The following is a 19,973-nucleotide window of genomic DNA, read 5'->3' as shown; positions in this document are numbered from 1 at the left end:
GGTCTAACGGAGCTGGGCGAGATGGCTGGCGATGGCGCGATCCCCGGGGGCCAGCGCCACCGCCTTGGTCAGCACCTGCCGCGCACCGTCCAGCTTGCCGACGCCCGCCAGCGCGATACCATAGGCGTCGGTCGCCGCTGCATTCATCGGCGCAAGCGCATGGGCGGCGCGCGCATAGCGAAGCGCTGCCGTATCTGCGCCGTCACGCGGCGCCGCCCCGGCATAGGCGCGCGCGAGATCTGTTAGCAGCCCCGCGTCACGATTGCCGATCCGCCGGCGCACCGCTTCGAGCGTCTCGATCGCCGCAGTCCAGTTGCCCGCCATCACGTGCCAATAGCCAAGGATTCGCTGGCCGGTCGGGCTCTGCGGATTTTGCGAAAGATACAGGGCCAGCGCGGTCGACGCCTGGCGTTGGCGCGACACCCGGCTCAGCGCGTCGACCAGGCGCAGCATCGTCGGTTCGTCGAAGCTGAGATCCGCAGCACGCGCATAAAGCGGTACAGCGTCCGCGTAACGCCCCGTCACCGCAAAGGTGTCGCCCAGCGCCAACTGGGCGGCGGGCGCGCCGGGGCTTGCCCGCGCAAGGCTGCGCGCGCGGGCAAGCGCATCACCCGGCGCGCGCGCCTGGATCCGGCCACGGATCGCCGCCAGCAGCGCGCCCGGATCGCCCGGGGACTGCAGGATCGCCGCGTCGAGCGTGCCGACCTGATCGTCGATCGCGAAGGCCGTCGCCATCCCGGTGGCACCGCGGTTGGCGCGATCGAGATCCTGCGCCACAGCATCGCGCTCCCGATCCGTCGTTGCGGTAGCGGCTGCCGCACGCGCGAAAAGCACGAGCGCATAGCTGTCGGCGTCCGCACGGGTGACGATCGGCCTCAGCACCTCCTGCGCGCCGCGCGGATCACCCGACCGCAGCAATGCGGCCCCCAGCAGCCGGCGCACGCTGACGTTGAGCGGCTGTTGCCGCGCGAGACCGCGCCACATCGCACCGGCCTGTTCGAACCGCCCCTCGGCATAGTCGAGCGCACCGCTAAGCAGGATCGCACCGGGCAGGCTATCGATCGCCCCACCGGTCTTCTGGAGCAGCCCGCGCGCGAGTTCGGTCCGGCCCGCGCGCGCCGCGAGCACCGCCTGGAGATATAGCGCCTGCGGGCTGCCGGATCGCGCCCGCTGCGCGCGTCGCGTCGCCGCCAGCATGGCGCGATATCGCCCGGCATCGCCGAGCGTGGCGGCATATTCGATCAGCGCCGGATGATAATAAGCATCGCGTGCAAGCGCGCGCTCGAACCAGGGGAGTGCTGCGACCAGGCCGTACCGCCGGCGGACAATCTCGCCCTGCAACGTCAGCGCCGCGGGCTCATCCGGCAACAGCGCGACCGCACGCGTCGCAGCATCCGCGGCGGTACCGACATCGCCGATAGCCAGCGCCACGCGACCGAGCGCGGTCCAGTTGCGCCCGTCGCGCGGCTGCTCTGCTACCAGCCGACCAAGATCGGCGCGGGCTGCGGCGCCATTGCCCAGCAACGCCAGGGCGGCGGCGCGGATGCGGCGGGCATAGGCGGCCTGGCGCGGTGCGGCGCGGTCAGCCGCCTCGATCGCACCGACCGGGTCATTCTGGAGCAGCCGCGCCTGCGCCTGGAACGGGTAGAGCGTGGCGATCGCGATGCCGGCATCGCGCGCGCGGGTCAGTTCGGCCTCGGCCGCGAGTCCGTCGCCTAGTTCGAGCAGCGCGCGCGCAAGGACGACATGCGCAGGCCCGTTCGACGGTGCCGCCGCGATCGCCGCCTGTGCATTGGACCGGGCCGCGCTGTAATTGCCCGACTGCAACGTGATCCGCGCGTCGCGGAGCAAGCGTCGCGCATCGGGGGGATCGCGCCGCAGCGTCAGCAGCGTCGCCGTCCCCGCGACCGCCACCACGAGCAGCGCGATCGCCAGCAGACGGGCATGGCTCCGCGTGAACACACGCCGTCGCCGGGGTGCGCGTCTGCGGCGCAACAGCGGATATTGCGGGTCACGCATGGAGATCATAGCTTTTCAGCAGATCGTAGAGCGTCGGCCGGCTGATCCCGAGCAGCCGGGACGCGCTCGAGATATTGCCCCCGGCACGGCTCAGCGCGCGACGGATGGCCTTGCGATCCGCCACCTCCCGCGCCGCCCGCAGGTTCAGCCCATCGGCCGTGTCGGCGGTACCGCCAAGGTCGAGATCCGCAGCGGTAATCAGCTTGCCGTCGGCCATGATCACCGCGCGCTTGATCCGGTTTTCGAGCTCGCGGACATTGCCCGGCCAGCTCCAGCCATCGATCGCCGCGCGCGCATCGGGGGCGAGGCCGGTCACGCCGGCATTCATCGTCCTGGCGTACTTCGCCAGAAAATGCCGCGCGAGCAGCGCCGCGTCGCCGCTGCGCTCCGCTAATGAGGGGATCCGCACGACGATTTCCGCCAGCCGATAATAGAGATCCTCGCGGAACCGGCCCGCCGCGACCATCGCGTCGACATCCTGATGCGTCGCGCAGACGATCCGCGTGTCGACCGGGATCGCCTTGCGGCCGCCGACCCGCTCGATCACCCGTTCCTGCAGGAACCGCAACAGCTTGACCTGCAGCGTCAGCGGCACGTCGCCGATCTCGTCGAGGAACAGCGTGCCACCCGCCGCCTGTTCGATCTTGCCCTCGGTGGTCTTGATCGCGCCGGTGAACGCCCCCTTTTCATGACCGAACAGCTCGCTTTCGAGCAACGTCTCGGGAATCGCCGCGCAGTTGATCGCGACGAACCTGCCCCGCGCGCGCGGCGACGCATCGTGGATACCGCGCGCGAGCACTTCCTTGCCCGTGCCGCTCGCGCCCAGCAGCATCACCGCCACATTGGCGGGTGCGACCCGTTCGAGCGTCCGCGTCACCAGCGCCATTTCGGGCGAGGCAGCGATCACGCCGCCAAATCCCGTCCCGCTCGCTGCTACCCGCGCCGCAAGCCGCCGGTTCTCCGCCTCGAGGCCATGGACATGGAATGCACGCGCGACGATCATCCCGAGCACGTCGATATCGATCGGTTTGGCATAGAAATCCCACGCCCCCTCCGCGATCGCGAGCAGCGCGCTTTCGCGGGCGCCGTGCCCGGAGGCGATGATCACCTTGGTATCAGGTTTCAGCGCGAGGATTTCGCGCAGTGTCGCAAAGCCTTCGGTGACGCCGTCGGGATCGGGCGGCAGGCCGAGATCGAGCGTGACGACGGCGGGTTCGTGCGCACGAACCGCTTCGATCGCGGTGGCGCGGTCGCTGGCGACGACGATCTCATAGCCCTCAAACGCCCAGCGCAGCTGTCGCCGCAGCCCGAGATCGTCCTCGACGATCAGAAGCACCGGGCGCGCCTCCACAGGGGATGCCAATGCGCTCATGCCGCCGCCTCCATCGCATCGGCCGCCGGCAACGATATGCGGAACCGCGTCCCCTCACCTTCCCGGCTAAAGACATCGAGCGACCCGCCCATCGCCTCGACCAGTTGCAGTGCCTCGAACGCGCCGATCCCGAACCCCAGCGGCTTTGACGAGGCGAACGGCCGGAACAGCTGATGGCGGACGAAGCCCGGGCTCATCCCGCACCCCTGGTCGATCACGTCGATCGCGATGGTCGCGCCGTTCGCCGCAACCGCGACGACGATCGGAGCGTCGCGGTCGCTCGCTTCGATCCCGTTCTGGATCAGATGGCCCAGCACCTGTTCGAGCCGTGCCAGCTGCGCCCGGGCGAGCACCTGTCCGGTTGCCTGTGCCGCGATCGGATGCTGTGCGCGACGCGCGCCGACGACGCGGTTGACCAGCGCTGCGACATCGACCGGCTGGAACGGCTCGCCGGGGGCTGCGTGCGTTTGTGAAAGCCGGCCGAGCAGCGCGTTCATGCGATCGGCTGAGTCCTGAAGAGTGGCGACCATGTCGACGCGGAACGCCGGATTGTCGGCGTGACGCTCTGCGTTGCGCGCGACCAGCGTCAACTGGCTGACGAGGTTCTTGATATCGTGCAGGATGAACGCGAAGCGGCGGTTGAATTCGTCGAACCGCTGCGCGTCCGCGAGCGCTGCATGCGCACGGTCTTCGGCGAGGTAGCTCGCCGCCTGCCGGCCCGCGACCCGCAACAGGTCGAAATCCTCCCAGTCCAGCGCGCGATCGACCGGCGGACGGGCGAGGATGATCGCGCCGACCAGCGCACCGCCATGCACCAGAGGGACGATCGCCCAGGCCGCGGGGCACGCGCTGAGCCAGTGCGGCACGCTCGCGATTTCCTCCGCCGGCGCCGTGCCGCGTCGTACGGGGTCGAGTTCGATGATCCGCGGGCTGAGACGAAGACGTTCGGCCAGCGCCCGATCCGACATCGATGCCGGCGCCGTTGCCATCTCCCATTTCCAGGCGGCGGCGCTGCTCATGCCGAGGCCGTCGGGGACGAGCAAGAGACCGCCCGGGCTGTCGGTCAGGTCCGCCACCGCCTTCACGATGCGCCCGTCGAGCGGCGCGGCGCCGTCGCCCGGTGCGCCCAGCGTCTCGGTGAAACGCTGCCACTCTGCGCGATAGTCATAGCGATGGCGAAAGAGGTGCTTGGCGATCTTCACCTTCGCCCATGCGCGCAGCCATGACGTCGCCAGCAGCCCGAACAGTGCGGCGGTCGCACCGCAGATGATCGCGGTCTGGATCAGCCGCGCATGTTCGCCGCCATAGGCATCGGCGACGCTAGTCGCGACGGCGGTGATCCCGACATAGCTGATCACCGCGATCGCGCCGAGCGACCGGGTGGCGACGCGCCGCGACACCGCGAACGTCCAGTCGCCGCGACGGGTGACCGTGACCAGCAGGAGCAGCGCCATGCCGATCATCGCGACACCGCGTGCGGCAACGATCACGGGCGTCCAGCGCGGCGCGACATAGGCGCTGACAGCCAGCAGCAGATCGACGCTCCACATGATCGTGACCGCGACCACGACCAACCGCCCGCCGTGCCACGCCGCGTCGGGCAAGGCCCGTGCTGCCTGATGCAGATGATGGACCAGCACCAGCGCGCTGATCGCCACCATCATCCCGAACACCAGCCGCGCCGACTCGGTCTGTGCCTGCGCATCGGCGTCCATCGGCACCAGTTCAACGACCGCGAGCAGCGCGCCGATCACCGCGATCGCCACGACGGTGCCATAGACCGCACCCAGCGCACGATTGCCGGTGCGTTCCCAGCGTACGAGCGCGAACATGAAGCCGAGCCAGGCGATGGTACGTGCACTCTCGGCGATCCGGGTGCTGACATCGCGAAAGTCTATGCCCGACACGGCCAGCGCCCAGAGCGTCGTCAGGATAAGCGGACCGACAAAGGCCGCATTCGACCAGCCGCCGGCCGGCCGCTGCGCCTGCCTGAACACGAGCGCGCCGAACAGCAGCGCGGCCAGCGCGTGCGTCCACAGGATCAGCAGCGCGATCATGCGAAGTTCAGCGCGCGCCGGTCGGCCACAGGACAACCCGGAGCGTCTGCAAAATGATCAGCATGTCGAGGAAGGGCGAATAATTCTTGGCGTAATAGAGATCATATTCGAGCTTGTGCCGCGCATCCTCGATCGATGCACCGTAGGGATAGTTGATCTGCGCCCAGCCCGTGATGCCCGGCTTCACCATGTGACGCTCGGCATAATAGGGCAGCTGGGTCTCAAGTTCGTCGACGAATTGCGGCCGTTCGGGGCGCGGGCCGACAAAGCTCATCTCGCCGCGGAGCACGGTCCAGGTCTGCGGCAGTTCGTCGATGCGGACCTTGCGGATGAAACGACCGATCCGCGTGATGCGGGGATCGTCCTCAGCCGCCCAGACCGCCTTGCCGGCAATCTCGGCATCCTGTCGCATCGAGCGGAGCTTCAGGATGTCGAACCCCTGATTGTAGAGGCCGACGCGCCGCTGGCGATAGAAGGCGGGGCCACGCGACTCGAGCTTGATCGCAAGCGCGGTGACCAGGATGACCGGCAGCGTGGCCGCGAGCAGGATCAGGCTGGCGACGATGTCGAACGCGCGCTTGAACACGCTCGACAGCATCCGGCCGCTGGCGAAACCGTCGGAAAAGATCAGCCAGGACGGGTTCACGCTGTTGAGATCGATCCGCCCGGTCTCGCGTTCGAGAAAGGTCGAAATCTCGATGACCTGAACGCCGGTCGTGCGGACACGGAGCAGATCCTTGAGCGGCAGCGCGTTGCGCCGCTCCTCGAGCGCGAGGACGACTTCGCCTGCGTTCAGGTCGACGATATGCGCCGCCAGGTTCGGAATGTCGGCGCGGGGGATCGCGCCGCCGACCACCGCCTCCGCCTCGCCCATCGCGACGAAGCCCGCTGCGACGAAGTTGATCCCGGGCTGCTGCGAGAGCGCGAGGATGCGTGCGGCACGATGGCCTGCGCCGAGGACGACGATCCGTCGTTTGAACGTGTCGCCGCCCAGAGCGCGGCCGAGCACCGCGCGGACCGTCACCAGCAGGATTGCGGCGATCAGCGTCGCATAGAGCAGGTTCGACCGCCAGAAGGTGAGCGCGGGGACCAGGAAGAAGATCAGCGACTGGAAGATCACGCCGAGCGAGAAGGCGACCGCGAGCCGCGCGGCGGCGAACCGCAGCGACAGGAAGGAGGCGACGCCATAGGCGCCGACCGCGACCAGCGCGATTTGCAACGCCGCGGCGAAGGTCGCGAGCTGGAGCACGCGCGTGTGGATCGGCTCGACCGCCATGCCGATCTGATGCGCGCGGACCACCCAGCCGATCTCCCCCGCCACGACCAGCAGCACGGCGTCGACGATGCCGAGCAGCAGCACCGCATAGGGGACGTAGTGTTTGAAGAGCCTGATCATCGTTCGGCGGGATCCCGACAGGGTGACTGTAAACGCACCCGACACCTAGCTGTCTCTTTGCACCAATTCGCAAACAAAGGCTGAAGACCGCGCGCTGGCGGGGTGGTTTGCGATTGGAAGTCCCGGATTGGTCGTTATACGGTCTCCCGAGTGGAGGTCGCATGACAGTTCGAACGATTATACCCGTGATTCTGTCCGGCGGTTCCGGCACCCGGCTGTGGCCGATGTCGCGTCCCGAAATGCCCAAGCAGATGCTCGCGCTGACCGCGGACCAAACCATGTTGCAGCTGACGGCAGGCCGCGCGCAGGGCGAACGCTTCGCCGCGCCGATCGTCGTCGCCAACGCCGCGCATGCCGATCTGGTCGAAGCGCAGCTGGCAGACGCAGGCGCCGAGGCACAGGCGCTCATCCTCGAGCCGATGGGCCGCAACACCGCGCCCGCGATCGCACTCGCGGCGATCGCCGCGGGCGAGACCGGTGCCGGCAGCGGCGACGCGCTGCTCGTCATGCCGTCCGATCACGTCATCGCCGACCTGCCTGCCTTCCACGCCGCGATCGCCGCGGCGTTGCCGATGGTCGCGCAGGGCTGGCTGGTGACGTTCGGCATCGCCCCCGACGCGCCTCAAACCGGCTATGGCTGGATCCAGGTCGGCGAAGAGCTGGCCGCGGGTGTCCACCGCGTCGCGCGCTTCGTCGAGAAGCCGCCGCTCGACAAGGCGGAGGCGATGCTGGCTTCGGGCGACCATGCCTGGAACGGCGGCATCTTCCTGTTCCGCGCCGATGCCTATCTCGCTGCCCTTGCGCAGCATGATCCCGGCATCCTGGTCGCGACGACCGATGCGATGAAGCTCGCCCGTCGCGAAGGCACGCGGGTCTATCCCGACGCCGAGGCCTTTGCCGCGTCGCCCGATGATTCGATCGACTATGCGGTGATGGAAAAGGCCGACCGCGTCGCGGTGGTGCCGGTGGCGATGGGGTGGAACGACGTCGGCAGCTGGGACGCGTTGCATGCGATCAGCGCGCGCGACGCGGACGGCAACGCGCATCGCGGCGATGGCGATGGCAGCGTGCTGGCGATCGACACGAAGAACTGCCTGGTGCGCAGCGACGGCGTCAAGGTCGCGCTGGTCGGGGTCGAGGACCTGATCGTGGTGGCGAGCGGCAACGACGTGCTGATCATGCCGCGGGGTCGCAGCCAGGAAGTGAAGAAGCTCATCGCGGCGATGAAGAACCGCTGAGGCTTTTTCGGCAGTAGTGAGAACGGACAAAGGGCCGGGGATCGCTCCCCGGCCCTTTTGCTTTGGGTCGTCTTGGTCGGAACGGAGGACCGGCAAAGCCGGCCCTTTTCGTCGGACGGGACTGGAGGCTTTCGCCGCCCAGCCCGCCGGCCGTTCTGATCCTGTGTCCGGGGCAGGTTGCCCTGCCCCGGTCCAAGATCAGAAGTCCATGCCGCCCATGCCGCCCATGCCGCCGCCGCCGCCCATGGGCATGGCGGGCTTGTCTTCGGCCATTTCGCTCACGGCCGCTTCGGTCGTGATCAGCAGGCCTGCGACCGATGCCGCGTTCTGCAGCGCGGTGCGGACGACCTTGGTCGGATCGATCACGCCGGCTTCCACCAGGTTCTCGTAGGTGTCGGTCGCGGCGTTGAAGCCGATGTTCGAGTCGTTGCCGTCGAGCAGCTTGCCCGAAACCACCGCACCGTCATGACCCGCATTCTGCGCGATCTGGCGAACCAGAGCGGTCAGCGACTTGCGGACGATGTCGATACCGCGCGTCTGGTCTTCATTCGCGCCGGTCAGGCCGTCGAGGACCTTGGTCGCGTACAGCAAAGCCGTACCACCACCGGGAACGATGCCCTCTTCGACGGCTGCGCGGGTTGCGTGCAGCGCGTCATCGACGCGGTCCTTGCGCTCCTTGACTTCGACTTCCGACGAACCGCCGACCTTGATCACGGCAACGCCGCCGGCGAGCTTGGCAAGACGCTCCTGGAGCTTCTCCTTGTCATAATCGCTGGTGGTGTTCTCGATCTGGCGACGGATCGCTTCGGTACGGCCCTTGATCGTCTCGTGATCGCCGGCACCGTCGACGATGACGGTGTTGTCCTTGTCGATCGTGACGCGCTTGGCGGTGCCGAGCATGCCGAGCGTGACGGTCTCGAGCTTGATGCCGAGGTCTTCCGAGATCATCTCGCCCTTGGTCAGGATCGCGATGTCCTCGAGCATCGCCTTGCGACGATCGCCGAAGCCCGGTGCCTTGACCGCTGCGACCTTCAGGCCGCCGCGCAGCTTGTTGACGACGAGCGTGGCAAGTGCCTCACCCTCGATGTCCTCGGCGATGATCAGGAGCGGACGACCCGACTGGACGACGGCTTCCAGGATCGGGAGCATCGCCTGCAGGTTCGACAGCTTCTTCTCGTGGATCAGGATGTAGGGATCCTGAAGCTCGACGGTCATCTTCTCGGGGTTGGTGATGAAGTAGGGCGAGAGATAGCCGCGGTCGAACTGCATGCCTTCGACGACGTCGAGCTCGAATTCGAGACCCTTGGCCTCCTCGACGGTGATCACGCCTTCCTTGCCGACCTTCTCCATGGCTTCGGCGATCTTCTCGCCGACTTCACGGTCGCCATTGGCCGAGATGATGCCGACCTGCGCCACTTCCTTCGAACCGGAAACCGGCTTCGAACGCGCCTTGACGTCCTCGACGACCTTGACGACGGCGAGATCGATGCCGCGCTTCAGATCCATCGGGTTCATGCCCGCTGCGACCGACTTCATGCCCTCGCGGACGATGGCCTGCGCCAGGACCGTCGCGGTGGTCGTGCCGTCGCCGGCGATGTCGTTGGTCTTCGAGGCCACTTCGCGCAGCATCTGCGCGCCCATGTTCTCGAACTTGTCCTTGAGCTCGATCTCCTTGGCGACGGTGACGCCGTCCTTGGTGATGCGCGGTGCGCCGAAGCTCTTGTCGATGACGACGTTGCGGCCCTTGGGCCCCAGGGTCACTTTGACCGCGTCGGCGAGGATGTCGACGCCGCGGAGGATGCGCTCGCGCGCGTCACGACCGAATTTTACGTCCTTGGAAGCCATGTCAGCTACCCTTTCAAACGAATGTTGTGAATGTTGAGACGAAAACGGTATTTTTGAGCGCGGTCCGGACCAGCCCTAAAGAGCGATCCAGGCCACGTCGGCGTCAGCCGACGATGCCCAGAATGTCCGATTCCTTCATGATCAGCAGATCTTCGCCATCGACCTTGACCTCGGTGCCCGACCACTTGCCGAACAGGATCTTGTCGCCAGCCTTGACGTCGAGTGGGGTGATCGTGCCGTTCTCGGCGCGGGTCCCGGTGCCGATGGCGACGACTTCGCCTTCCTGCGGCTTTTCCTTGGCGGTGTCGGGGATGATGATGCCGCCAGCCGTCTTCTCTTCGGCTTCGAGGCGCTTCACCAGCACGCGGTCGTGCAACGGACGAAAGTTCATGGGATCCATGTCCTTTAGGTTTGTGACAGATTTCTGGCACTCGACGATACCGAGTGCCAACAGCCGTCATATGTGCCGCGTCCCCGGCATCGTCAACGGGCGTCCAAACGAAAATCGCGTCAATCGTTACATTCCGCGGGTCAGGACGAGCCCCAGCCGATCACGCCGCGACCAGCGCCACAGCAGCAGCACCGACACGACCGCGAGCCCTGCGAACAGCCCCCACCACACCCCCTCGCCCGCAAGCGGCGTGCGGAAGCCGAGCAGGATCGCGGTGCCGAAACCGATCACCCAATAGCCGAACAGCGCGATCAGCATCGGCGTCCGGGTATCCTGCAACCCGCGCAGCACGCCCGCCGCGACCGCCTGTGCGCCGTCGACGAGCTGGAACACCGCGGCCACGCCGAGGAACCGCAGCGCGAGCGCGACGACGACCGCGTTCTGCGGCAGGTCGGGATCGACATAGACGCCGATCATCAGCCGCGGCACCGCCCAGATCAGCAGCGCGCTGGCCGCCATGAAGCCAATCCCGACGACCAGCGCGACATTGCCCGCGCGGGTGATCCAGACCCGGTCCTGCGCGCCGTACGCCATGCCGACGCGGATCGTCGCCGCCTGCGCGACGCCGAACGGCACCTGAAACGCGACCGCGGCGATGTTGAGCGCGATCGCATGCGCCGCGACCTCCGCGACGCCGATCAGCCCCATCAGCAGCGCCGCGCCGCCGAACAGCGCGCCCTCGAAGATCCAGGTCAGCATGATCGGCGTGCCGAGCCGGACGATCTCGTGAAAGCGTGACCATTCGGTCCGCCACCAGCGGCCGAACAGGTGGAAGCGCCGCAGCCGCCGGTCGGTCGTCAGGATCACGCCATAGGCGATCATCATCACGCCGAGGCTGGCGACGCTGGCGAGCGCCGAGCCCTCCAGCCCGAGCGCGGGGAAGCCGAGATTGCCGAACACCAGCAGCCAGTTGCCCGCGATCCCGACGAGCAGCGACAGGCCGGTGACGAGAAACGCCCAGCCCGGCCGGCCGAGCGCCGCCGCCGCGGTGCGCATGACGCCCGCGAGCACGCCGGGCAGCAGCGCAAAGGCGATGATCGTCATGAACCGGCCGGCGCGGCGCGCGACCTCCGGGTCCTGGCCGGCGAGCCGCATCAGCGTTTCGCCCTGCGTGAGGATCAGGATGACGGGCAGCGAGCCGAGGATGCCGAGCCACAGCGCCATCCGCACGCTGCGCCGGACCTCGCGCACCGCATGCGCGCGGCGGCCGAGTTCGGCAGCGATCAGCGGCGCCGCCGCGCTGGTCAGCCCGATCAGCGCGAACATCAGCAGGTTGAAGACGAACACGCCGAGCGTCGCGGCGGCAAGATCGACCGTGCCGAGCCGCGCGACGAAGATCACGTCGACCGCGGACACCGCCATCTGGATCAGGTTCGCCCCGACCAGCGGCGTGGCGAGCCGCAGCAGCGCGCGAAACTCGGCGCGGGCATCGGCGGGCGCCGGGCCGGTGGCGATGGGAACGGGTTCGATCACCCGGCCGCCCCTAGCGGGATTTGCGGCGTGGGACACCTGGGATCTGTGCGGGGGGTGTGCGGGGGGTTGGGGTGGGTCGGGCGGGACTGGCTGGCCAGTGCCGTAGCCGTCCTCGGACGGATTGGGGTTGAGCGTTTCCACCCCCGCCCTCGTCATCCTGACGAACGTCAGGACCCAGGGTTACGAAGCGCTGTCCTGTTTGGCTCTGGATCCTGACTTTCGTCAGGATGACGGAATTGGGGGCGGTGTGGTGTGATCGGGGCGGCGGTTTGCTTGGAGAGCGTTGCGGCGGGCGGGGTTGGCGGCCCTGCCCTTTCCACTCGTCATCCTGACGCAGGTCAGGATCCAGGGTTACGGGGCGCTGTCCGGCTTGGCTCTGGGTCCTGACTTGCGTCAGGATGACGGATTGCGCTTGCCGGCGCGCGCGGGGCGGCACCGGCGGGCGACCGCCGTGCGATACGGATAAGCGTATTGCTCCCGCATGACACACGCGGCTATCGTCGACGGCGAACCGGCGTTGCCGGCATCGCACCAACCGGCCGTGCCGGTATGAGGAGACGCAGGTGAAGCTGGTACGCGGCGCATGGAAGCTGTTGGTCGGGATCAAGGACGCACTCGTCCTGATCGCGATGCTGCTGTTCTTCGGTCTGGTCTTCGCGGCGCTCAACGCGCGGCCGGGGACCAAGGCGATCAAGGACGGGGCACTGGTGCTCGACCTGAACGGCTCGATCGTCGAGCAGCCCGCCGAACCCGCCGCCTTTGCCGCGCTGTCGGGACAGAATACGCCGAAGCAGTTCCGCCTGCGCGACGTGGTGCGCGCGATCGATACCGCACGGACCGATGGCCGGGTGAAGGCGCTGGTGCTCGAGCTCGACGGCTTTACCGGGGCCTATCCCGCCGCGCTGGGCGAGATCGGCGACGCGATCGCGCGCGTCCGCGCCGCCAAGAAGCCCGTGCTCGCCTATGCCACCGCCTATACCGACGGCAGCTACCGGCTGGCCGCCAATGCGAGCGAGGTCTGGGTCAATCCGCTCGGCGGCACGCTGTTCATGGGGCCGGGCGGCAACCAGCTTTATTACAAGGGGCTGATCGACAAGCTGGGGATCACGACGCATGTCTACCGCGTCGGCCGCTACAAGTCGTTCGTCGAGCCCTATACGCGCACCGACCAGAGCGACGATGCGCGCGCGGCGAGCCAGGCGCTGTACGGCACGCTGTTCGACCAGTGGCGCGAAGCGGTCGCCAAGGCCCGCCCCAAGGCGCAGATCGCGCAGTTCCTCGCGCGTCCCGACGCCCTGGTGCTCGCCGCCAATGGCGACATCGCGACCGCGAACCTGCGCGCAGGGATCGTCGACAAGCTCGGCGACCGGACCGCGTTCGGCAAGCGCGTCGCCGCGATCGCCGGCGCCGACACGAGCAAGCCTGCGGGCAGTTTCAACACCATCACCTATGATTCCTGGGTCAAGGCCAATCCCCTGCCGACCGGCGGCGACGCGATCGGCGTGCTGACGGTGGCGGGCGACATCGTCGACGGCGAAGGCGGCCCCGGCACCGCGGCGGGCAAGACGATCGAGAAGGCGATGCTCGACGGGCTCGCCAAGAAGAACCTCAAGGCGCTGGTCGTGCGCGTCGATTCGCCGGGCGGGTCGGTGCTCGCGTCCGAACGGATCCGGCTCGCGATCCTCGAGGCCAAGAAGAAGGGCCTGCCGGTGGTCGTGTCGATGGGCGGGCTCGCCGCATCGGGCGGATACTGGGTGTCGACGCCCGCCGACGTGATCTTCGCCGAGCCCGGCACGATCACCGGGTCGATCGGCATCTTCGGGATCATCCCGACGTTCGAGACCGCGCTCGCCAAGATCGGCGTCACCACCGACGGCGTGAAGACGACGCCGCTGTCGGGGCAGCCCGATGTCACCGCCGGCACGACGCCGATGTTCGACACGCTGATCCAGGCGGGGATCGAGAATGGCTATCGCCAGTTCATCGCGCGCGTCGCCGCGTCGCGCAAGCTGAGCCCGGCGCGGGTCGACGCGATCGGCCAGGGCCGCGTCTGGGACGGCGGCACCGCGCGCCAGATCGGGCTGGTCGACCGGTTCGGCACGCTGAAGGACGCGATCGCCGAGGCCGCCCGCCGCGCCAAGCTCGATCCCGCCAAGATCCACGCGGAATATCTCGAAAAGCCGCCGGGTGTCCTCGCCCAGCTTGCCGCCGGTTTCGACACGGGCGACGACGACACCACGACCGGCAGCGACGCGTTCGGCCGGATCGCGCTCGACCGCCGCCAGATGGTCGCGCGTGCGGTCGGCGACATGAAGCGGCTGGCGACGTCGGGTTCGATCCAGGCACGCTGCCTCGAATGCGGCGGCATCGGCCCGAGTGCCGGCGACGGCGGCGATGCGCGGCTGCTCGACCTGCTGCTCGCGCGGATCGGCCTGTAATGCCGGGCGCGTCGCCCGCGATCGGGACGGCCGGGGCCATCACGATCCGGGCGGCGCGACCCGAGGACGCCGCCGCGATCGCCGCGATCTATGCGCCGCACGTGCTGGTGGGGACGGTCTCGTTCGAGACGGACGCACCCGACGCGCGGCAGATGCGGACGCGGATGGCGGCGTCGGACGGGCTCTATCCCTGGCTGGTCGCGACGGTGGGGGATGCGGGCGGGGTGATCGCGTTCGGCTATGCCGGACGGTTCCGCGAGCGCGCCGCCTATCGCTTCGTCGTCGAGACCACGGTCTATGTCGCGGATGCGGCGCAGCGCCAGGGCGCGGGGCGGCTGTTGTACGAGGCGCTGATCGACACGCTGCGCGCGCAAGGCTTCACCCAGGCGATCGGGGTGATCGCGCTGCCCAATGACGGATCGATCCGGCTGCACGAATCGGTCGGGTTCCGCCGCGCCGGCGTCTACCGCGCGGTCGGGTACAAGAACGGCCAGTGGATCGATGTCGGCCACTGGCAATGCGCGCTGAACGACGCGGCGGTGCCACCGGTCGAGCCGCGCCGCTTTGCCGAAGTCGGTGTCGTGCGGGGCTGAATGCGGACTAGCGGCGTGCGCGGTAGGCGGGCAGCGCGAGGTGGAAGCGGATCGCGGCGGCGCGCAGGCTGAACCCCGCGCTCGCCGCGACGACCGCGGACCAGCCGATCGGCACGCCCAGCAGCACCAACCCGACATAGCTCGCCGCGGCGAGCGCCGCTGCGGTGACATAGAGTTCGGGACGCATCAGGATCGAGGGTTCGCCCGCGAGCACGTCGCGGATGATCCCGCCGAAGCAGGCGCTCATCACCCCCATCAGCACCGCGGGCACGGGCGGCACGCCGTAACCCAGCGCCTTCGCCGCGCCGAACACCGCATAGGCGGCGAGCCCGATCGCATCGAACCAGCCCAGCGCCTCGTCGCGCCACCAGCGTTCGGGCGTGATCCAGATCACCAGCGCGACGATCAGGCACATGCTGGCGGCGCGCGCGTCGTGCACCCAGAAGACCGGTGCGTCGATCAGCAGGTCGCGCACCGTGCCCCCGCCGACCCCGGTGATCAGCCCGAAGAAGATCGCGGTGACGACGGTCTGCCCGCGCTTGGCCGCAGCGAGCGCGCCCGAGGCGGCGAACACCGCGAGCCCGGCGAGATCGAGCCAGCGCGCGGCGGCGGGAAGGACGTCGGGCGACAGGATCGTGGCGGGCAGCATCCCCACGGCCTAGCCGCTGTGGCGCGCGACACAAGCGAGGCCTCACCCGCGACCGGATTTTGCGCGATTTCCCGGCTGAGGACGAACTTATCCACAGGCGGGGATAATTCTTTGTGGATAACGGGGAAAAGTGCCCGGACAGCCCGTGTGCGAGGCACAATTTTGCCGGTTCTTATCCTTTTGTGCACAGCCTGTGGATAACTTGCTGTGGATAACGGGGACAGATTGCGTGCCCTGCACGACCCAGGATGCCCGGAGCGAAGATGAACGCGACGTTGTTTTGGGTTCATGCAACCGGGGGTAAACGCCGGCCGTTACGGACACAGATCATTACAAACGGGAGTAGATTTTATGCGTAAGTTGATCATGGCACTCAGCGCGACCGCCCTCGTCCTGCCGACGCTCGCGGTGCCGATCTCGGCTGCGGATGCGCAGCGCGGCAAGCGCGAATGGCGCGGTCGCGACGGCCGGACCTATTGCAAGAAGAGCAATGGCACGACCGGCACGATCATCGGCGGCGTCGGCGGCGCGCTCCTCGGCCGCACGGTCGACACGCGCGGCGACCGCACGGTCGGCACGCTCGGCGGCGCGGTCCTGGGTGGCCTGGCCGGTCGCGCGATCGACAAGGGCACGAGCAACAATAATCGTCGTTGCCGCTAAACCACGCACCGCATTGCGGACTGATGCGTTGAAGGGGGGCGTCGCGGGAAACCGCGGCGCCCTTTTTCATGTTTCGAAGGATCCGAAAATGACGACACGCAGCGGTTCGGCCAGCTATGAAGGCCTTGGCAAGAGCGGCAAGGGCCATGTCTCGACGCAGTCGGGCGTCCTGTCCGACTCGCCTTACGGCTTCAACACGCGGTTCGAGAACGAGCCCGGCACCAACCCCGAAGAACTGATCGCCGCCGCGCATGCGAGCTGCTTCACCATGGCGCTGAGCTTTGCGCTCGCGGCCAAGGGCTATGAGGCGGGTACGCTCGAGACGAGCGCGAAGGTGACGCTCGACAAGGATGGCGACGGGTTCAAGATCACCAAGTCGGCGCTGACGCTGAACGCGAAGGTCGAGGGCATCTCGGCCGACGAGTTCGCGACGATCGCGGCGGATGCCAAGGCGAACTGCCCGGTGTCGAAGGTCTTGAACGCCGACATCACGCTCGACCACACGCTTGCCTGATCGACGCGCCGGCATGCGGATCGCCGCGACCGTCGCCCTCGTCCTGCTCGGTGCGGGGTTAGAGGCGGGGGTCGCTGGTGCCGCCGCGGCCGGTGCACAGACGATCGCCGGCGGCGCACGACGCGACGCCGGCGACTGGCAGCGATACCGCGCCTATGATCATGATCGCCCCGAACCGGGGCAGCGCGGCTATTTCGCGGACCGGTATTTTCGCGACGGCCGCTATTATGCGGTGCGCCGGCTGAGCCGGGCGGATCGGCTGTATCGCGGCGCCGACCGTCGCTATTATTGCCGCCGCGAGGACGGGACGACCGGGCTGATCACCGGCGGGCTGGCCGGCGGTGTACTTGGCAACGTCATCGCGCGCGGTGAGTCACGGCTGATCGGCACGCTGGTCGATACGCGCGGCGGTGCGCTGCCCGGCGGGTCGGTCGATCGCGGCCGGATTCGCTGCCGCTGACCCCAGGACTCCTGCGATCAGATGATGCCGCCGCCGAGCATCAGCCGCAGCGTGAAGATGATGATCAGCACGATGTTGAGATTACGCCCGGCATTGCTCGACGACAGTGCCCCGACCGCAGCACCGACGATGCCGATCGGGATGACCAGCCAGTTCATCCAGCCGAGCAGCGGGAAGAAGGCAACGAGACCCAGCGCGAGGGTGACGAGGCCGATGAGGATCGAGACGAGGTTGAGCATGACCCAAACATGGCGTCTCGGCAGGTCGCAGGCAAGATCGCGGGCCGGCCGGCCGCGCACACCGCGACAACGCTTTCTTCACCCACGCTCCGGCATTGATGGCGGGTGATGACCCGTTCCACCCGCACCATCCGCCTGCCCGCCCTCGCGCTTGCCCTGCCGCTCGCGCTGATCGCATGCGGCGAGCCCGCGGTCGATGATCAGCAGGATCCGACGCGCCTCGAGGCGGACCCTGGCAACGGCAATGCGGGCGACCCGGCGCTGAACGCCGCGCTCGCGGGTCAGATCATGGTCGACCCGACGCTGACCCAGTCGTCGAACGACGACGCGATCCGCCCGCCACCCGAGCCGATGGGCGGGGCGATGCCGAGCGAGGAGGCAGGCCGCCGCGCCGATACGGTCGATCCGCGTACGCTGAAGCGCGCGCCCGCCGCTGCCGGTGACTGTTCCGCCTGCCGCACTGCCGACGCGGCGCTGACGCTGGGCGCGCTGGCCGAGCGACAGACGTTTCCCAACGCGGCGACGTGCGCGCGGACGATCGGCTATTCGGCGCTGTGGGCGAATCGCCTGCCCGCCGACCTGCCGCTCTATCCCGATGCACAGCTGTCGGAGGCGGCGGGATTCGACCAGGCCGGGTGCCGGCTGCGCGTCGTGCATTTTTCGAGTCGGGCGACGCCGCAGCGGCTGCTCGACTTCTATTATACGCGCACCGCCGACACGGGCTATTCGGCCGACCACCGCAGCGATGGCCGCCGGCACGTGCTCGGCGGGCTGCGCGGTGGCGATGCCTATAGTGTGTATGTCACGCCGCGCATGGGCGGCGGCAGCGACGTCGATCTGGTCTCCAACGCCGGGCGCTGACCACCGCGACCGCGCCCAAGGGCGAGCGCCGCGCATGCCCGTCAAGCGCGGCTTTCCGTTTTCCGCGATTCGCGCTAGGGCGCGGGCATGTCTCCCCTTCTCTATGTCATGGTCGGTGGCGCGGTCGGATCCGGAGCGCGCTATCTGACCGGGCGCGCGATGACTGCGCTGCTTGGTGCCGGCTATCCGTTCGGCACGCTGGCGGTCAATCTCGTCGGCGGGCTGCTGATGGGCGTGCTGGTCGGCGTGCTTGCGCGCCATTCGGCGCCCGAAGGCTGGCGGCTGCTGCTCGGCGTCGGCGTGCTCGGCGGGTTCACGACCTTTTCCTCCTTCTCGCTCGACGTCGTCACGATGATCGAGCGTGGCGCGCCGGGCCTCGCGCTCGGCTATGTTCTGGTGTCGGTGATCGGTTCGATCGCCGCGTTGTTCGCGGGTCTCTCCGCAGTAAGGGCCGTCGCATGACTGCGGGCAAACACGATAGCGATACGAATTTCCGCGAGTTCAACGTCGGGTTCGACGATGACGGCATCCGGCTGGACCGGTGGTTCAAGCGGCATCTGCCCGAGACGAGCTTCACGACGGTGGCGATGTGGGCGCGGACCGGCCAGCTGCGCGTCGACGGCGCGCGTGCGACGCCGGGCGACCGGATCGCGGCGGGCCAGATGCTGCGCGTGCCACCGCCCGAGGCGGACAAGGCCACCGCCGACGTCGACGCGCCGCGGCGCGTGCGCGAGCGGGTGATCCTGTCGGACGAGGAGACCGAAGCCGCGCAGGCGATGGTCATCCACAAGGATTTCCAGGCGTTCGTGCTGAACAAGCCGCCGGGTCTGGCGACGCAGGGCGGCACCAAGACGACGCAGCATGTCGACGGGCTGCTCGATGCGCTCCAGTATGACAATGAGGGCCGGCCCAAGCTGGTCCACCGGCTCGACAAGGATACGTCGGGCGCGCTGCTGGTGGCGCGGACGAGCCGCGCGGCGGCGTTCTTCGCCAAGGCGTTTTCGGGGCGGACCGCGCGAAAAGTCTATTGGGCGCTGGTGGTTGACGTGCCGTCGATCGAGGACGGCATGATCGAGCTGCCGATCGGCAAGCAGCCCGGCACCGGCGGCGAGAAGATGCATGTCGACGAGGCCGAGGGCGCGCCCGCGCGGACCCGGTACCGCGTGATCGAGCGCGCGGGCAACCGCGCCGCCTGGGTCGAGCTGCAGCCCTTTACCGGCCGCACGCACCAGCTGCGCGTCCACATGGCGGCGATCGGCCACCCGATCGTCGGCGACGGCAAATATGGCGGCGCGGCGGCGTTCCTGACCGGCGGGATCTCGCGCAAGATGCATCTGCATGCGCGCCGCATCAAGGTGGACCATCCGGATGGCGGGTCGATCGACGTGACCGCCGAACTGCCGACGCATTTCGCGGAAAGCCTGAAGCAGCTGGGCTTCGAGGAGTCGCTCGGCGATGCGCTGGTGCTCGACGAGAAGACCGCGCCGTCGCGCGAGGAGATCAAGTCGCGCGCCAGGGCGCATGCCAAGTCGGTCCGCAAGGAGCGCCGCGGCGAACGTCGCGGGCGCGGTGTGGTCGAGGAGAAGACGGCGGGGGGCAAGCCTGCGGGGCCGAAGACGGGCGGTTCGCGGACGGGCGCGGGGTCGAAGTTCGGCGCGCCGCGGAGTGGGCCGCGGGTCGAGGGTGCAAAGCCTGGTGGCCGCGGTCG

General features: G+C 68.4%; 18 protein-coding genes. 9 read left to right on the top strand and 9 right to left on the bottom strand.

Features of this window, described 5'->3' with window-relative positions; translation table 11 throughout:
• Positions 1–3: 3 nt before the first annotated feature.
• Genes ASE89_RS14070 through ASE89_RS14055 form a run of 4 tightly spaced genes read right to left on the bottom strand, consistent with a single transcriptional unit; the run spans position 4 to position 6,844 of the window.
• A complete protein-coding gene (locus tag ASE89_RS14070; protein ID WP_056678966.1) occupies positions 4–2,019 on the bottom strand; it encodes a tetratricopeptide repeat protein in 2,016 nt (671 codons plus the stop codon).
• Positions 2,012–3,391 carry a PEP-CTERM-box response regulator transcription factor gene (gene prsR / locus ASE89_RS14065; RefSeq protein ID WP_056678963.1) on the bottom strand — a complete coding sequence of 460 codons (1,380 nt, stop codon included), beginning with the start codon at positions 3,389–3,391 and terminating at the stop codon, positions 2,012–2,014. Before prsR ends, ASE89_RS14070 begins: the two co-directional genes overlap by 8 nt.
• Positions 3,388–5,448 (bottom strand): XrtA/PEP-CTERM system histidine kinase PrsK, encoded by a 2,061-nt coding sequence (gene prsK / locus ASE89_RS14060; RefSeq protein WP_056678961.1) that lies wholly within the window; start codon positions 5,446–5,448, stop codon positions 3,388–3,390. Before prsK ends, prsR begins: the two co-directional genes overlap by 4 nt.
• A gap of 7 nt (positions 5,449–5,455) precedes the next feature.
• Entirely contained in the window at positions 5,456–6,844 is a 1,389-nt protein-coding gene (locus tag ASE89_RS14055; RefSeq protein ID WP_056678958.1) for a TIGR03013 family XrtA/PEP-CTERM system glycosyltransferase, read from the bottom strand.
• A gap of 161 nt (positions 6,845–7,005) precedes the next feature.
• Here ASE89_RS14055 and ASE89_RS14050 point away from each other — a divergent pair, with 161 nt between their 5' ends.
• Positions 7,006–8,082 (top strand): mannose-1-phosphate guanylyltransferase/mannose-6-phosphate isomerase, encoded by a 1,077-nt coding sequence (locus tag ASE89_RS14050; protein WP_082451558.1) that lies wholly within the window; start codon positions 7,006–7,008, stop codon positions 8,080–8,082.
• A gap of 198 nt (positions 8,083–8,280) precedes the next feature.
• Here ASE89_RS14050 and groL read toward each other — a convergent pair whose 3' ends face one another.
• The 3 genes from groL to ASE89_RS14035 form a co-directional block, all read right to left on the bottom strand.
• Positions 8,281–9,927: a chaperonin GroEL gene (gene groL / locus ASE89_RS14045; protein WP_031394280.1), complete on the bottom strand. Its 1,647-nt coding sequence runs from the start codon at positions 9,925–9,927 to the stop codon at positions 8,281–8,283.
• A gap of 103 nt (positions 9,928–10,030) precedes the next feature.
• Positions 10,031–10,318 carry a co-chaperone GroES gene (gene groES, locus ASE89_RS14040; protein WP_031394281.1) on the bottom strand — a complete coding sequence of 96 codons (288 nt, stop codon included), beginning with the start codon at positions 10,316–10,318 and terminating at the stop codon, positions 10,031–10,033.
• 126 nt (positions 10,319–10,444) lie between these two features.
• Positions 10,445–11,851: an MATE family efflux transporter gene (locus tag ASE89_RS14035; protein WP_320466410.1), complete on the bottom strand. Its 1,407-nt coding sequence runs from the start codon at positions 11,849–11,851 to the stop codon at positions 10,445–10,447.
• Positions 11,852–12,414: 563 nt separating this feature from the next.
• On the opposite strand from ASE89_RS14035, the gene sppA reads away from it, so the two are divergent.
• Entirely contained in the window at positions 12,415–14,289 is a 1,875-nt protein-coding gene (gene sppA, locus ASE89_RS14025; protein ID WP_056678954.1) for a signal peptide peptidase SppA, read from the top strand.
• Positions 14,289–14,882, top strand: coding sequence for a GNAT family N-acetyltransferase (locus tag ASE89_RS14020; RefSeq protein ID WP_042466732.1), 594 nt, complete (start codon positions 14,289–14,291; stop codon positions 14,880–14,882). The genes sppA and ASE89_RS14020 overlap by 1 nt, the downstream gene beginning before the upstream one ends.
• A 7-nt stretch (positions 14,883–14,889) precedes the next feature.
• Here ASE89_RS14020 and ASE89_RS14015 read toward each other — a convergent pair whose 3' ends face one another.
• Complete coding sequence (locus ASE89_RS14015) at positions 14,890–15,531, bottom strand: trimeric intracellular cation channel family protein (RefSeq protein WP_056408854.1); 642 nt, start codon at positions 15,529–15,531, stop codon at positions 14,890–14,892.
• A 351-nt stretch (positions 15,532–15,882) separates the two neighbouring features.
• On the opposite strand from ASE89_RS14015, the gene ASE89_RS14010 reads away from it, so the two are divergent.
• From ASE89_RS14010 to ASE89_RS14000, 3 genes are all read left to right on the top strand, one after another.
• Positions 15,883–16,191, top strand: coding sequence for a glycine zipper 2TM domain-containing protein (locus tag ASE89_RS14010; RefSeq protein ID WP_037532560.1), 309 nt, complete (start codon positions 15,883–15,885; stop codon positions 16,189–16,191).
• Between the two features lie 88 nt (positions 16,192–16,279).
• On the top strand, positions 16,280–16,705 hold the full coding sequence (locus tag ASE89_RS14005) for an OsmC family protein (protein ID WP_031395930.1): 426 nt from the start codon (positions 16,280–16,282) through the stop codon (positions 16,703–16,705).
• Positions 16,706–16,718: 13 nt separating this feature from the next.
• A complete protein-coding gene (locus ASE89_RS14000; RefSeq protein WP_056678950.1) occupies positions 16,719–17,165 on the top strand; it encodes a hypothetical protein in 447 nt (148 codons plus the stop codon).
• A 17-nt stretch (positions 17,166–17,182) separates the two neighbouring features.
• On the opposite strand, the gene ASE89_RS13995 is transcribed toward ASE89_RS14000, so the two are convergent.
• A complete protein-coding gene (locus ASE89_RS13995; RefSeq protein ID WP_031395999.1) occupies positions 17,183–17,404 on the bottom strand; it encodes a hypothetical protein in 222 nt (73 codons plus the stop codon).
• A 108-nt stretch (positions 17,405–17,512) separates the two neighbouring features.
• Between ASE89_RS13995 and ASE89_RS13990 the strand changes: the two genes are divergently transcribed.
• From ASE89_RS13990 to ASE89_RS13980, 3 genes are all read left to right on the top strand, one after another.
• On the top strand, positions 17,513–18,265 hold the full coding sequence (locus ASE89_RS13990; RefSeq protein WP_056678946.1) for a hypothetical protein: 753 nt from the start codon (positions 17,513–17,515) through the stop codon (positions 18,263–18,265).
• Positions 18,266–18,352: 87 nt separating this feature from the next.
• Positions 18,353–18,727: a fluoride efflux transporter CrcB gene (crcB, locus tag ASE89_RS13985; RefSeq protein WP_031441014.1), complete on the top strand. Its 375-nt coding sequence runs from the start codon at positions 18,353–18,355 to the stop codon at positions 18,725–18,727.
• Positions 18,724–19,973: RluA family pseudouridine synthase (locus tag ASE89_RS13980; RefSeq protein ID WP_082451554.1), on the top strand; the 1,250-nt coding region annotated here is incomplete at its 3' end. The genes crcB and ASE89_RS13980, both read left to right, overlap by 4 nt.

The sequence above is a fragment of the Sphingomonas sp. Leaf30 genome, from assembly GCF_001422525.1.
GTDB lineage: Bacteria > Pseudomonadota > Alphaproteobacteria > Sphingomonadales > Sphingomonadaceae > Sphingomonas > Sphingomonas aerolata.
This window is presented reverse-complemented; position numbering and strand designations above follow the sequence as displayed.

Bases quoted from the DNA above. Each gene is read 5' to 3' on its own strand.
- ASE89_RS14070 (WP_056678966.1), bottom strand. From the start codon at position 2,019: ATGCGTGACCCGCAATATCCGCTGTTGCGCCGCAGACGCGCACCCCGG.
- prsR (WP_056678963.1), bottom strand. From the start codon at position 3,391: ATGAGCGCATTGGCATCCCCTGTGGAGGCGCGCCCGGTGCTTCTGATC.
- prsK (WP_056678961.1), bottom strand. From the start codon at position 5,448: ATGATCGCGCTGCTGATCCTGTGGACGCACGCGCTGGCCGCGCTGCTG.
- ASE89_RS14055 (WP_056678958.1), bottom strand. From the start codon at position 6,844: ATGATCAGGCTCTTCAAACACTACGTCCCCTATGCGGTGCTGCTGCTC.
- ASE89_RS14050 (WP_082451558.1), top strand. From the start codon at position 7,006: ATGACAGTTCGAACGATTATACCCGTGATTCTGTCCGGCGGTTCCGGC.
- groL (WP_031394280.1), bottom strand. From the start codon at position 9,927: ATGGCTTCCAAGGACGTAAAATTCGGTCGTGACGCGCGCGAGCGCATC.
- groES (WP_031394281.1), bottom strand. From the start codon at position 10,318: ATGAACTTTCGTCCGTTGCACGACCGCGTGCTGGTGAAGCGCCTCGAA.
- ASE89_RS14020 (WP_042466732.1), top strand. From the start codon at position 14,289: ATGCCGGGCGCGTCGCCCGCGATCGGGACGGCCGGGGCCATCACGATC.
- ASE89_RS14015 (WP_056408854.1), bottom strand. From the start codon at position 15,531: ATGCTGCCCGCCACGATCCTGTCGCCCGACGTCCTTCCCGCCGCCGCG.
- ASE89_RS14010 (WP_037532560.1), top strand. From the start codon at position 15,883: ATGCGTAAGTTGATCATGGCACTCAGCGCGACCGCCCTCGTCCTGCCG.
- ASE89_RS14005 (WP_031395930.1), top strand. From the start codon at position 16,280: ATGACGACACGCAGCGGTTCGGCCAGCTATGAAGGCCTTGGCAAGAGC.
- ASE89_RS14000 (WP_056678950.1), top strand. From the start codon at position 16,719: ATGCGGATCGCCGCGACCGTCGCCCTCGTCCTGCTCGGTGCGGGGTTA.
- ASE89_RS13995 (WP_031395999.1), bottom strand. From the start codon at position 17,404: ATGCTCAACCTCGTCTCGATCCTCATCGGCCTCGTCACCCTCGCGCTG.
- ASE89_RS13990 (WP_056678946.1), top strand. From the start codon at position 17,513: ATGACCCGTTCCACCCGCACCATCCGCCTGCCCGCCCTCGCGCTTGCC.
- crcB (WP_031441014.1), top strand. From the start codon at position 18,353: ATGTCTCCCCTTCTCTATGTCATGGTCGGTGGCGCGGTCGGATCCGGA.